The sequence below is a fragment of the Sphingobium yanoikuyae genome (genome assembly GCF_013001025.1).
In the GTDB taxonomy this organism is placed as follows: Bacteria; Pseudomonadota; Alphaproteobacteria; order Sphingomonadales; family Sphingomonadaceae; genus Sphingobium; species Sphingobium yanoikuyae_A.
The window spans coordinates 218,216-231,080 of the sequence record NZ_CP053023.1 but is presented as its reverse complement, the minus strand read 5'-3'; the positions used below and the strand labels follow the sequence as shown (position 1 = coordinate 231,080).

The following is a 12,865-nucleotide window of genomic DNA, read 5'->3' as shown; positions in this document are numbered from 1 at the left end:
CGTCGGTGATCGCCAATGGCTTCAGCTATGTCGCCGGCTATGGCATTCGCCTCCTCCCCGTCATCCAGAGCGGAGCGCAGCTCGAGAACGTCTATGGGCCGAAAGTCGCCACGGAGATTGAATCCAACTGCGGCGTCCAAATGGTCATGCGCCCCGCGACCAACGATGATGCGAAGGATATTTCCGAACGGCTTGGCACTTATACGTTTCGCGCCAAGTCGCGCTCCTTCGGCATGTGGGGCCGTGGGGGCGGCTCGGTATCGGAATCCGATCAGCGCCGGCCCCTGATGCTTCCTCAAGAGCTGATGCAGCTCCCCGAAAAGGACATGATCGTCCTGCGCCTCGGCATCCCGCCCGTCTATGGCAAGAAAATCCGCTATTATACGGAGAAGGCCATGGTCGCGCTGACCAAGATCCCCGCACCGCAAATGCCGAACATTCGACCCGATCCCACCGCACCGATAAACAGCCTGCGGGTGATCGCCGCGGCCGAGGCGGATGATAATGGCGCCCTTGGCTCGGCCCCGCCTGCTCATGGTCCTGGGCCGCAATCCGGAGGCGGAGGCACGGCCCCGACCCACCATCGCTTGAACCAAGCCGCGATCGCCGCCGCCATGGCCGCGCCTGCCGGGGAACGCACCAGCAAGCTTTTCCAACATATTGTCATGGTAGGCGAGCCAAAGGTCGCTTAGCGTTATGTGATCTTACCCTCGTCGGTGCGGTGACGCGAAGGCGGATCGGCTGCACAAGAGAGGCAGGCGCCTTGAAACCGATGGCAGTTTTTGCCATAATGGTAGTGAGGTGATTTATGGCTTCGATGAACGTCTCCCTTCCGGACCCTATGCGGGATTACGTCCAGCGCCGCATCGACAGCGGGCATTATGCCAGCGTGAGTGATTATGTTCGCGATCTCATTCGGCGCGATCAGGGCGAGACGCAGGATGTCGAACGGTGGCTGCATGATCTTGACGCCTCGATCGAACGCGGCCTTGCCGATGCCGAGGCGGGGCGCACCCACGACCTCGACGACGCCTGCGATGCTATCATCGACAGGATTCGGACACGGGCAAGCGCTCAGCCGCAATGAAAGTCATCCTGACGCCGGATGCGCTGGCCGACCTCGATCACATCGCCGAGCATATCGAAAAGGACAATCCCGCGAGAGCCATCAGCTTTGTTGAGGAATTGCGTGAGGCGGCCCGTCGCCTTGCCGATCTGCCCCAAGGCTATCCTCTGGTGCCTCGCTATGAGCGCTACGGTATCCGTCGCCGTTCCTATCGCCGCTATGGCATCCTCTACCGGCCAGAAGCCCACCGTATCCTGATCCTGCGCTTTCTTGGCCCCGGTCAAGATCATGATCGCGCGCTCCAATTGGTGTGAGCGATCGCTTGCTAGGGATTGATCGGAGCGAAGGCGGGCCAGTCACGACTTTTGAGGCCGGGCTGTGACAGGAAGCTCGGGCCGTCCAGCAACAGCGTCATGCGCGTGTAGCCGATCCTGAGGGATTCGAGCGGCACCGCTCGCAATGTCTCTTCAAGACCGGCATATCGCTCGTCCGAGATCACCACATAGTTTATCCTGCCGGTCGAACATTCGATAAGGGCCTCGACAACCCGGCCCAGATTCATCCCGCTCTTGTCATCAACCGCCATGCCGATCAGGCCGGTCGCGGTGAACAGGTTCGGCGTATCGGATCTTTGGCTGGCTGTTTCGGCCGATCGGCCGCCATCCTCATATTTGGTCTGCTGCCCCAACCATCGCCAGATACCAACTAGGTTCGTCAGCATCAGGAATCCATTGGTGGCAACCAAGGCTGTCTGTCCTGTGGCGTAGCCCAATGTGGTCCAGCAAACCGAGCTGATGCTGAACACCACGAAGCCCCAGCCCGTCACGCGCGCGCCCAGGTTGGAAGCCGTCATCATCGCCGCGATCATCGTCGCGATCGTGGCGATCCAACCGACGAGACTTATCATTGTCCCACCCCTCGCTGCGGCCCGCGTGCGGGCGGCGCAACCGGCAACGCCTTCACGCCGGCTGCGCCGACGCTTCCGTTGTCGGGAGCGAAACAGCCGCCTCGCTCGTCAACAGCCGGAAGGTGAAGCTCTCTTGCAGGTACAGCTCGACCGCCTCGGCGGTGTGGCTGAGATAGCCGATCGACAAATCCTGTCCGAGATCGAGTTCGAAATCGCCGCCCCGCGTTGTCAGGACGACGCCGCCCATGATGCCCGGCGCCCAGATGATATCGCCGTCCACCAGACGATTGATGTGCTGGAGCACCGGATAGCCCTCCTCGCTGCCGCCGCTGATCGCGGTGAACGGATCATCGCCCAGCACCAGTCGATAAGGCCCCTCGACCCCGGCAAGGCGCAACCGATCGACGGCTTGGGCGACGATGGCGGGATATCCGGCGACGGCCGTGGGCAGCGGCACCGGCTCGTTGCTCGCGCCGGGACGGATGCCGCCGATATCGGCAGCGGCATAGCCATCAAAGATCGCGCGATTTTCGGCAAAGGCGATCGTGCGGGCGGCTTCCTTGAGCGGTTGCCAGTCCGAATCCTCGGAGCCGCGCTCCACATCGTCGATCGCCGCGCGGGTCAGCGTGAAGGGCACGCGCAGTTCGACCACGGCGTTGACCGCACGCCGCACGGCTTGGACGCCATCGCTGGGCGCATCGATCGGCTTGGTGTGGCCCGTTCCCACGGCCGCGAGCGTGGCCCCCTTCGGTTCCGGCACGTCCACGACGCGGCGCGCGGCCAGATAGCGCTTGAGAGTTCGGGTCGCTTCTTGGTCGATTTGCGCCCAAGCGGCGTCGGAGATGGGGGCGAGTTCGCGATGGAGGTTATTCATGTCCTGCCTCATCTTTGAGTGATCCAATGCGCAGCGATCCATCCGATGCTGACGAGGGCTCCGGTGCCGGCGCCGTGGATGCGGGCGCCTCGGCTACCGCCTCATCGCCATCGGCCGTGGCTGGCTCCGGCGTTACCTCGTCCAGAAAATCAGCCGACGGCACGAAATAAAGCGAGCCGGTCACGGCCCGGCTAACATCGAGCAAGCGATCGTAATTGCCGGGTGGCAAACCGATGAACATATTGTCGAGCATCCGCTCGATGCGGGTCGGCGAGCGGGCGTAACCGATGAAATAGGTGCCGAACTCGCCCTTACCAACATCGCCGAACGGCATGTTATCGCGCAGGATCTGGAGTTGCTCGCCGTCCTCCTCGATGTTGGTGAGCACGTTATGCGCGAAGCTCGGCTTGGCCGCCTCGTCCAGCTCGATGTCCGACAGCTTCTCGCGCCCTACGATCTTCTCCTGCTGCTCCACGGGAATCGCGTTCCACTTGTCGAGGTCGTGGAGGTATTTCTGGACGATCACATAGCTGCCGCCAGCGAAGACCGGATCGTCCGCCGCCCCGATCACCGTGGCATCTCTGGCTCCCTGCTCGACGGGGTTTTCCGTCCCGTCGACAAATCCCAGCAGGTCGCGATCGTCGAAGTAGCGGAAGCCATGCACCTCGTCCGTCACCGAGGCGAAGCCGGCGAGACGCTTCACGATCTGCGCCGCCATCTCGAAACACAAATCCTGACGCGCGGCGCGAATGTGAAACAGCAGGTCGCCGGGCGTCGAAGGCGCATGATGGACGCCGCGGATTTCCCGGAACGGATGCAGTTCCTTCGGCCGCGGCGCTCCGAATAGCCGGTCCCAAGCATCGGAGCCGATCCCCATGATGCAGGAAAGTCCGCCGTCTGCCGCCCGGAAGCCCACGCCACGAACCAGCGACGACAGGATGGCGCAAAGACCCCGCACCCCCGCTTCCGGCTTCTCCCCGGCGCCCATCGAGACGACCAGAAAGATCGCAGCGCGGGTAAGCCGGGCATCGACGGCCTGGGAACGAGCGGTAACATCTTGAGAGACGGTAGAAGGCACGTTCAACTCCCTGAATGGTCGGGCAGGACCATCGCTATCACATCCCAGCAAGACATGGCCGGTGCTCGATCATCGGGATCGCCACACCCCAATCGACAAGACTCACCATAGTCCCACTCCCCCCTGTCGCCGGCGTCCAAGCGGCTAAAGCGCCGCCTTTAGATAAGGCGCGGTCAGGCTGCCTTGCGCTTCGGCAACATCGTGAGGGACGCCGCTCGCGATGATCCGGCCACCATCTTCGCCAGCGCCAGGCCCCAGATCGATCACCCAATCCACCTGTGAAATAGCTCGCATGTCATGCTCGACGACGACGACCGTATTGCCGACATCGACAAGGCCCTGCAGGTGCCGCATCAGCCGATCAGCGTCGGAAGGGTGAAGCCCCGAAGTCGGCTCGTCGAGGATGTAGATGGTGTTGCCACGCTGGGCGCGTTGCAGCTCGGTCGCGAGCTTGATGCGCTGGGCCTCGCCGCCCGACAGTTCCGTCGCCGGCTGTCCAAGCCTCAGATAGCCGAGGCCAATCTCCCGCAGCACATCGAGCGAGCGCATGACGGACGGTTCGCTCGCGAAGAAGTCGCACGCCTCGTCCACCGTCAGCTCAAGCACCTGGGCGATGTTGCGGCCGTTCCATTCGACTTCGAGCGTCTGCGGATTGTAGCGGCTGCCATGGCAGGTCGAGCAGGGCGCATAGACGCTGGGCAGGAACAACAGCTCCACCATGACGAAGCCCTCACCCTCGCACACCGGGCAGCGGCCCTGTGCGACGTTGAAGGAGAACCTGCCCGGGCTGTAGTGGCGCCGGCGCGCCAGTGGGGTGTTCGCGAAGATCTTGCGCACATGATCGAACAGGCCGCTGTAGGTGGAGAGGTTCGAGCGTGGAGTGCGGCCGATCGGCTTCTGATCGACCCGCACCAGCCTGCGCACATGCTCCATGCCCGCAACGATGCGGCCTTCGGTCTCTTCCCGCGCAACATCGAGCAGCGGATCGGTATCCTCCTCCTCGGCAGCCGGCGTGCCGCCGAGTTGTTCCGTCACAAGCTCCGGAAGTGCCTGGCTGACAAGACTGGACTTGCCCGATCCTGAAACCCCGGTGACGGCGGTGAAGCAGCCAATCGGTAGCGCGACGTCGAGCCCGTGAAGATTGTTGCGGGTCACACCTTCAAGACGGAGCCATGCTTTTGCTTCGCGCGGGGTCCGGTCATGGGCGTCAGGTTCTGCGAACAGATAGCGACGGGTGATCGACGCCTCGACGCCGGCAAGCCCTGCGATCGGGCCGCTGTAGAGCACTTCGCCGCCCTTTTCGCCGGCACCTGGCCCCACATCGACCAGCCATTCGGCATGGCGGATCACGTCAAGATCATGCTCGACAACGAACAGCGAGTTGCCCGCCGCCTTCAGCCGCTCAAGGATGGTCAGCAACGCTTCGCCGTCTGCCGGGTGCAGCCCCGCCGATGGCTCGTCCAGCACATAGACCACGCCGAAAAGCTGTGACGACAATTGAGTGGCAAGGCGCAGGCGTTGCAGCTCGCCGGAGGAAAGCGTCGGCGTGCTGCGGTCGAGCGAGATGTAGCCAAGGCCAAGGTCGATCAGCGGGCCTAGCCGTTCGAGCAGCTCGGATGCGAGACGCTGCGCGGCGACCCGCTTCTCATCGGAAAGATTGGGCGTGCGGCGCACGTCAGGCGCTGCCTTGTGTGCCGAGCCTCCCGCCGCGACCCTACGTTCAACCGCCGCATCGCGGGCCGCCTTGCCGAGAACATGGCCCTTCAGGGTCGTCGAGGCGCTACCATACTCGCCATGGGCGACGGGCGTGAGCAAGTCCCGGAGCTTCAGCACCGTCAGGTCGCCAAACTCGGCGATGTCCAGGCCGGCAAACTTCACCGACAGGGCCTCGCGCTTCAGGCGCTTGCCGTCGCAGGTCGGGCAATCGCGGCCGATGATATATTGCGAGACACGCTTCTTCATCAGCGCGCTTTTGGTGTTGGCGAAGGTCTCCAGCACGTAGCGACGGGCGCCGGTGAAGGTGCCCTGATAGCTCGGCTCCATACGACGCTTGAGGGCAACGCGCGTCTGTTCGGGCGTCAGACCCGCATAGACCGGCACCGTCGGCGTCTCGTCGGTGAAGAGTATCCAGTCACGATCCTTCTTCGGAAGATCGCGCCATGGCGTGTCGACATCATAGCCGAGCGACACAAGGATATCGCGCAGGTTCTGGCCGTGCCACGCCGGCGGCCATGCCGCGATCGCCCGATCGCGAATGGTGAGACTGTCGTCGGGCACCATCGTCTCTTCGGTCGCGTCATAGACGCGCCCGATGCCGTGGCAGGTCGGGCAGGCCCCGGCCACGGTGTTGGGGGAGAAGTCCTCCGCATAGAGCATCGGCTGATTGCGCGGATATTCTCCGACGCGCGAATAGAGCATCCGCACCAGGCTGGAGAGCGTCGTCACGCTGCCAACCGAAGACCGCGCATTGGCCGAGCCGCGCTGCTGCTGCAACGCGACCGCGGGCGGCAACCCGTCGATGGCGTCAACCTCCGGCACGCCGGCCTGATCGATCAGGCGGCGGGCGTAGGGCGCGACCGATTCCAGATAGCGGCGCTGTGCCTCGGCATAGAGGGTGCCGAAGGCGAGGCTCGACTTGCCCGATCCCGATATGCCGGTGAACACCACGAAGGCATCGCGCGGAACGTCCACATCAACATTCTTGAGGTTGTTCTGCCGCGCGCCGCGCACTTGTACGAAGCCGGATCGCGGCGCGCGTTCCTTGCCGGGGGTGGTTTGAGGCTCCTGATCCTTGCTCATTCGGTCACTTTCACCCGGCGCGTCACAGATAAATGAACTGACGGTAGAGGCCGTCCAGCTCGCCCCGGATCGTCTCGGCCCGATCCTCTTGGCCGTGATCCACCGCCGCGAGCAGCGCCTGTTCCTTCTCCGTGATCCGGTCGCAAAGCTCGTACAGGTTCTCGCAGAAGGCTTCCGAATGGACCGACGGCTCTTGCCCGTAGGGCTGCGCCGACGCCAGGCCGCGAACCGACGAGAGCGGTGTGACGTCGTTCTCCTCGTTGAAGGCGATCTGGCGCTGTCGCCGGCTCTCGGTCTCATCGATCGCGGCCCGCATCGCCGGCGTCACCATATCGGCGTAGAGGACAGCGGTGCCGTTCACATTGCGCGCGACGCGGCCGATCATCTGGATCAGCGCCTGGGCCGAGCGCAGGAAGCCCGCGCGGTCTGCATCGAAGATCGCAATCAGCGACGCTTCTGGGATGTCGAGCCCTTCGCGCAGCAAACTGATCCCGATCAGCACGTCGAACTCGCCCACGCGCAGGCCCTCGATGATCGCGACCCTATCCTCGACCTTGATGTCAGAGTGCATGTAACGCGCGCGAATGCCTTCGCTTTCGAGGAAAGCGTGCAGCTCCTCGGTCGCAACCTTGGTCAGCGTCGTAACCAGCACGCGCTCATCGCGCTGCGTGCGCTGCGCGATCTCGCGTAGCAAATCGTCACGCGCGCCTTGGGACGGGCGGACTTCCACCTTCGGATCGAGCAGGCCGGTCGGCCGCACGATCTGTTCAACCACCCTGCCTTGCGAGGCCTTTACCTCATAAGCGCCGGGGGTGGCGGACACGAAGATCGTCTGCGGCTTGACCTGTTCGAACTCGTGGAAGCTCAGGGGGTGGCTGTCCTTCGAAGACGGCAGGCGGAAGCCATAATCGATCAGCGTATCCTTGCGGGCCTGGTCGCCCCGGAACATCGCCGAGATCTGTGGGATCATCACATGCGATTCGTCGACGAACAGCAGCCCGTCCTTGGGCAGATAGTCGAGCAGGGTTATGGGCGGGAGCGCAGGGTCACGACCGCTCAGATAGCAGGCGTAATTTTCCATGCCCGAGCAATATCCGACCTCGCGCAACATCTCGGCATCGTTGGTGATGCGATCATAGAGGCGCGCCGCTTCCGTCAGGCGGTTTTCGCTGGTCAGCCGTTCGACCTGCGTTTCCAACTCTTCGAGGATCGCCGTGGCGGCCTTGCGGGCCTGATCTGCGGTCGCCGCCAGAACAGTCTTGGGCGAGACAAGATAGTGATCGGCGCTTTCCATCGGCTTGCCGGTCGCCGCATCGAACCATTGGAGCGACGCGATCACGCCGTTTGCCAAACCGACGCGCAGCGCCTTATATTCCGAATCCGCCGGGTAAATCTCAACAGCGTCGCCATCAGCGCGATAAGTGCCGCGCTTCAGCTTATGCTCGGCCCGATCATATTGCAGGCGCGCCAGGCTGCGGAAAAGCTCTTCCTGTCCCAACCGCGCGCCCTCGGTCAGCGGAACCTGGAGCGCGCGATAATTGTCGGGATCGCCCATGCCGTAGATCGACGATACCGAGGCGACGACGATCGTATCGCGGCGCTCGATCAGCGATTTTGTCGTCGACAGGCGCAACCGTTCCAGATGCTCGTTGATCGAGGAATCCTTCGGAATGAACTCATCGCGGCCCGGCAGATACACTTCCGGTTGGAAATAGTCGTAATAGGAGACGAAATACTCCACGGCGTTTTCAGGGAAAAATCGCCGCATCTCGTCATAGAGCTGCGATGTCAGCGTCTTGTTGGGGGCAAGGATCAAGGTGGGGCGCTTCAGACGATGGATGATGTTCGCCATCGTGAAGGTCTTGCCCGAGCCCGTGATGCCCTTGAGGGTCTGGTGATGTGCCCCCTCTTCGACGCCGGCGATCAGGCGCGCGATCGCTTCGGGCTGATCGCCTGCCGGCGTGTATTGCGAGTGCAGTATGAAAACATCGGTCGACACTGGAAATCCTCCTGCCGGTTTCGCCCCCGGCGCGCGCTAGACGCACGGAGGCGATAAAGGGATCATATCTGCTTTTTTGCGGGCGGCGGTCCATGGTCGCTGTGCGCGTTCCTGATCTGTCGAACGGTCCACCAGACACCAAGGACGGCAAGGGGAACCAGAGCGGCGATCACCAGCTCGGGCGCCACCATGTCGTGAATCCCCGGTATGCCCTTGATGAGATAGGAGAGCAGGCCGATCACATAATAGGAGATCGCCGCGACAGACAGGCCTTCCACGGTCTGTTGAAGCTGCAATTGCAGCTTCGCCCGATTGTCCATCGAGGCCAGCAGATCGCTGTTCTGGCGTTCGAGTTGCACATCGATCCACGACCGCAGCAGCGTGGTCGCGCGCGCCAGCTTGTCGGAGAGATTGGCTTGCCGTTCCTCGATCACGCGACAGGTCCGCATGGCGGGCGCGATCCTGCGATGGAGGAAGTTGCGCCAGCGATAGCAGCCCGGGACGAAGGTTTCGCCGAGCGCTGCAAGCCGCTCCTCGACGATTTCATAATAGGCACGGCTCGCACCGAAGCGGTAGAGGCTGGACGCCGTGTCCGCCTCCAGCTCGGCCGAAAGGTCGGTCAGCCGGGAAAGTAGCCCCTCGCTGTCGCGGCGTGCAGATTTGCGCATCTCGTTGGTGATGGCGGCAAGGCGCTTCTCTATGCTGCGCAGATGCGGCCCCAGCGATTGGGTCAGTGGGATGCCGAGCAGGGCCAGCGTCCGATAGGTCTCGATTTCGAGGAGCCGCTGTGCCAGCGCGCCAAGCCGGATCGGCGTCAAACCGCGATCGAGGATGAGGATGCGGGTTAGCCCATCGGCGTCCTGACGGAAATCGGTGACGATATCGGCCATGCCATCCTCGACGAGCGAATGACACCGGCTGATCGGGTCGAAGCGATCGATATAGGTCGCGGTCTCTTCGGTCCACGTAACAACGTCCAGGCGGACGCCGCAAATGACCGGCCCGGGCGGCGTAAAGCCGTGCTTGAACGGATCTTCACCCGCCAGCTCCCCGGTGCCCGGATCGAGGGGCGCACTCCACAAGTAGGTCGAGAACTCGGTGTGCTTCTCACAGTGCAATTTACCCTGATCCCAGGTCAGGCCATGAAGAGGTGTGTCCTGATCCGGCAGCGGGGCGCCCATCCGGCTCGATATTTCCGCGAGGGTCGCCTTGTCCTTCGTCAGATTGCCCTCGTTCATGAAGGCGAGCTGCACCAGGGCACGCGGCGCATCTATCAGCAAATAAGGGCGCGCATGAACCTCGTCGATGGCAACCCGCCTATTCTCATAGGTGGGCATTCCATAGACAGTTGAACCGCTGTTCTCGGCGCTGCCCTCTTCACTCAATCGCCTTCCCTCCCCTTGTCATGGTCCTGCCCGGCATCGTGCTGAGCGAGATCGCTGTAAGTAATCAGACGCGAGCCACGATATCCTATGCCGTGGGTCCACATCCAGCTTAGTGCAACACTCATCCGATTTTGCGTCCCGATCAGGAAGTAGATGTGGATCAGTTTCCACATCCACCACGCCAGAACACCGCGCAATTTGAACCCGCCCATATCGACGACCGCAAGGCTGCGGCCGATCGTCGCCAGATTGCCTTGATGCCGGTAACGGAACGGTTCCGAAGCATTCTGCCCCTTAAAGCGCTGGCGGATCAGCCGGGCCACATATTGTCCGGCCTGCTTTGCAGCCGGCGCGAGACCGGGCACCGGCTTGCCGTCATACCCGTTCGAGGCTGCGGTATCGCCGATCACGAAAATGTCGGGGTGTCCTGGCACTGTCAGGTCCGGCCCGACGACCACGCGGCCCGCGCGATCGGCTTCAGCGTTCAGCCAGCGCGCGGCGGGCGAGGCCTGAACGCCTGCTGCCCACAAAATCGTTTCAGCGGGAATAGGCACACCGTCGACCACGACCCCATGCTCGGAACATTCCGTGACCGGCTTGCCGAGCTTGATTTCGACACCGAGCTTTTCAAGCGCCTGAGCGGTATAGGCCGACAGATCTTCCGGGAAGACCTGCAGGAGCCGCTGCCCGGCTTCGACCAGCACCACCCGCGTCGCGCGCGGATCGATCGACCGGAAATCGCGCACCAGTGTCAGACGGGCAAGCTCCGCGATCGTGCCGGCCAGTTCGACGCCGGTAGGCCCGCCGCCGATGATAACGAAGGTCTGCAAGGCCGCACGGCGCGCGGGATCGCTCTCGCGCTCGGCTTCTTCGAACGCGACGAGAAGGCGCCGGCGAATGGTGGTCGCATCTTCGAGCGATTTGAGGCCCGGAGCATAAGGCTCCCATTGGTCATGCCCGAAATAGGAATGCCGCGCGCCCGTCGCGATGACGAGTGTGTCATAGCCAAGCGTCGAGCCGTCTTCGAGAACGACGCGCCGGTTGCCCGTGTCCACGCCTTCGACCTCACCGAGCAGAGTCCGAACGTCCTTGCGCTTGGCGAAGAGCGAGCGGATCGGCCAGGCGATCTCCGATGGCGACAGCGACGCGCCCGCGACCTGATAGAGCAGCGGCTGAAAAAGATGGTGGTTGCGGCGATCGACAAGGGTGATGTCAACGCCGCTCCCCGCGAGCCGCTGGACGGTTTCGAGGCCGCCGAAGCCCGCGCCCACGACCACCACGCGATGGCGACCGGAGGCGGGGTCATTGCTGGACGCGATTTCGCGCATGGCCGAGGATGCCGCCGCGCTCATTGGAACAGCGCCTTGGCATGATGGCCGATATGCTCGCCGATGAAGCTAGCGATGAAATAATAGCTGTGATCGTAGCCGGGTCGCAGGTTGAGGATCAGCGGGTGCCCCGCAGCCTCGCAGGCCGCCTTCAGCAGATCCGGGCGCAGCTCGCGATCCAGAAACTCATCATCCATGCCCTGATCGACGAGCAACGGCAGGCGCTCGCTGGCGGACTTGATGAGTTCGATGGTGTCGTAATGCTTCCACCCGGCGCGATCGTCTCCGAGATAGGCCGTCAGAGCGCGCTCGCCCCAAGGCACCTGGCTCGGCGCGACGATCGGCGAAAAGGCCGATACGCTGCGATAGCGCCCCGGATTGCGCAGAGCGGCAACGAGTGCGCCGTGCCCGCCCATCGAATGACCGGCAATCGCCCGGCGATCATCGGCCGGAAATGTGGCTTCGATCAGCGCCGGCAATTCCTCGACGACATAATCGTACATGCGGTAGTGGGCAGCCCAAGGTTCCTCAGTCGCGTTGACGTAGAAGCCGGCGCCCTGTCCCAGATCATAGCTGGGATCGTCGGCCACGCCTTCGCCTCGCGGGCTCGTGTCCGGCGCGACGAGGATGATCCCGTGCTCGGCAGCGAAACGCTGCGCGACAGCCTTCGTAATGAAATTCTGTTCGGTGCAAGTCAGGCCGGACAGCCAATACAGCACCGGCACGCGACCGTCCTTCACCTGGGGAGGCAGATAGACGCCGACCTTCATCGGGCAACCCAGGCTGATCGAGTCATGCTGATAGACGTCCTGCCAACCGCCGAAGCTGGCGTGATGTTCGACACGTTCCATTTTTGTTTCCTTGCTTCGACGGTTGGTGGACGGTGTGGTGATAGGCGCCCTTTTCCTGGCTGTGGTGCGGGGGGAAGCGCCGGCGCCTGTTCCAGCGCCGGCGACAGCCAGTCATAGGGTTGCCGGTATCGCCCTCACCTTCCGGCTTTAGATGAAGGTGTACGAGCAGACCTTGTTGCCCGCCGGATCGCGCAGATAGGCCGCATAGGCACCCGGCAGGTGGCCCCGCGGGCCGGGCTGGCCCTCGTCGGTGCCACCAGCGGCGAGGCCGGCCGCGTGGAAAGCGTCCACTTCGGCGGGCGTCGCGGCGGCGAAGCCGACCGTCACGCCGTTGCTGGAGGGCGCTTCGCCATTGCCGGGACGGGCAATGATGAAAGCAGGCTTTTCGCGGCCGTAGAGCACCCAACCATTGCCGAAGGGGCCGAGGTTCTTGACGCCCAGGGCGCCCAGAGCGGCGTCGTAGAACGCTGCCGACTGCTCGACATCGGCCGCGCCGATGAAGACGTGCGAGAACACGCCGTTGCCGGAGATAACGGGATCAGCCATGATATTCTTCCTTGAGGTTAACTATTGAAATT

At 63.2% G+C, this 12,865-nt stretch carries 12 protein-coding genes; 3 read left to right on the top strand and 9 right to left on the bottom strand.

Annotation, left to right across the window (positions count from 1 at the left end; translation table 11 throughout):
* The first annotated feature begins 5 nt into the window (after positions 1–5).
* The 3 genes from HH800_RS28275 to HH800_RS28265 all read left to right on the top strand — a co-directional run bounded on the left by HH800_RS28275 (position 6) and on the right by HH800_RS28265 (position 1,380).
* Entirely contained in the window at positions 6–692 is a 687-nt protein-coding gene (locus HH800_RS28275) for a type IV secretory system conjugative DNA transfer family protein (protein WP_235682165.1), read from the top strand.
* Between the two features lie 116 nt (positions 693–808).
* The gene (locus tag HH800_RS28270) at positions 809–1,087 is read left to right on the top strand and encodes a type II toxin-antitoxin system ParD family antitoxin (RefSeq protein WP_021233332.1); all 279 of its coding nucleotides are present in this window, start codon (positions 809–811) and stop codon (positions 1,085–1,087) included.
* Positions 1,084–1,380, top strand: coding sequence for a type II toxin-antitoxin system RelE/ParE family toxin (locus tag HH800_RS28265; protein ID WP_021233331.1), 297 nt, complete (start codon positions 1,084–1,086; stop codon positions 1,378–1,380). Before HH800_RS28270 ends, HH800_RS28265 begins: the two co-directional genes overlap by 4 nt.
* A gap of 11 nt (positions 1,381–1,391) precedes the next feature.
* Here HH800_RS28265 and HH800_RS28260 read toward each other — a convergent pair whose 3' ends face one another.
* The 9 genes from HH800_RS28260 to HH800_RS28220 all read right to left on the bottom strand — a co-directional run bounded on the left by HH800_RS28260 (position 1,392) and on the right by HH800_RS28220 (position 12,833).
* Positions 1,392–1,934, bottom strand: a complete 543-nt coding sequence (locus tag HH800_RS28260) for a PRC-barrel domain-containing protein (RefSeq protein ID WP_021233330.1) — start codon at positions 1,932–1,934, stop codon at positions 1,392–1,394.
* Positions 1,935–2,025: 91 nt separating this feature from the next.
* Positions 2,026–2,847 carry a family 1 encapsulin nanocompartment shell protein gene (locus HH800_RS28255; RefSeq protein WP_017980848.1) on the bottom strand — a complete coding sequence of 274 codons (822 nt, stop codon included), beginning with the start codon at positions 2,845–2,847 and terminating at the stop codon, positions 2,026–2,028.
* Complete coding sequence (locus tag HH800_RS28250) at positions 2,840–3,925, bottom strand: Dyp-type peroxidase (protein ID WP_026151879.1); 1,086 nt, start codon at positions 3,923–3,925, stop codon at positions 2,840–2,842. Before HH800_RS28250 ends, HH800_RS28255 begins: the two co-directional genes overlap by 8 nt.
* Positions 3,926–4,069: 144 nt before the next feature.
* Positions 4,070–6,724 (bottom strand): excinuclease ABC subunit UvrA, encoded by a 2,655-nt coding sequence (locus HH800_RS28245; RefSeq protein WP_017980846.1) that lies wholly within the window; start codon positions 6,722–6,724, stop codon positions 4,070–4,072.
* A gap of 22 nt (positions 6,725–6,746) precedes the next feature.
* Positions 6,747–8,723, bottom strand: coding sequence for an excinuclease ABC subunit UvrB (gene uvrB, locus HH800_RS28240; RefSeq protein WP_017980845.1), 1,977 nt, complete (start codon positions 8,721–8,723; stop codon positions 6,747–6,749).
* Between the two features lie 62 nt (positions 8,724–8,785).
* The gene (locus HH800_RS28235; protein WP_017980844.1) at positions 8,786–10,060 is read right to left on the bottom strand and encodes a DUF3422 domain-containing protein; all 1,275 of its coding nucleotides are present in this window, start codon (positions 10,058–10,060) and stop codon (positions 8,786–8,788) included.
* Between the two features lie 44 nt (positions 10,061–10,104).
* Positions 10,105–11,436: an NAD(P)/FAD-dependent oxidoreductase gene (locus tag HH800_RS28230; protein WP_020486679.1), complete on the bottom strand. Its 1,332-nt coding sequence runs from the start codon at positions 11,434–11,436 to the stop codon at positions 10,105–10,107.
* 20 nt (positions 11,437–11,456) lie between these two features.
* A complete protein-coding gene (gene fghA / locus HH800_RS28225; protein WP_017980842.1) occupies positions 11,457–12,287 on the bottom strand; it encodes an S-formylglutathione hydrolase in 831 nt (276 codons plus the stop codon).
* 147 nt (positions 12,288–12,434) lie between these two features.
* A complete protein-coding gene (locus HH800_RS28220; RefSeq protein ID WP_017980841.1) occupies positions 12,435–12,833 on the bottom strand; it encodes a VOC family protein in 399 nt (132 codons plus the stop codon).
* Positions 12,834–12,865 lie beyond the last annotated feature (32 nt).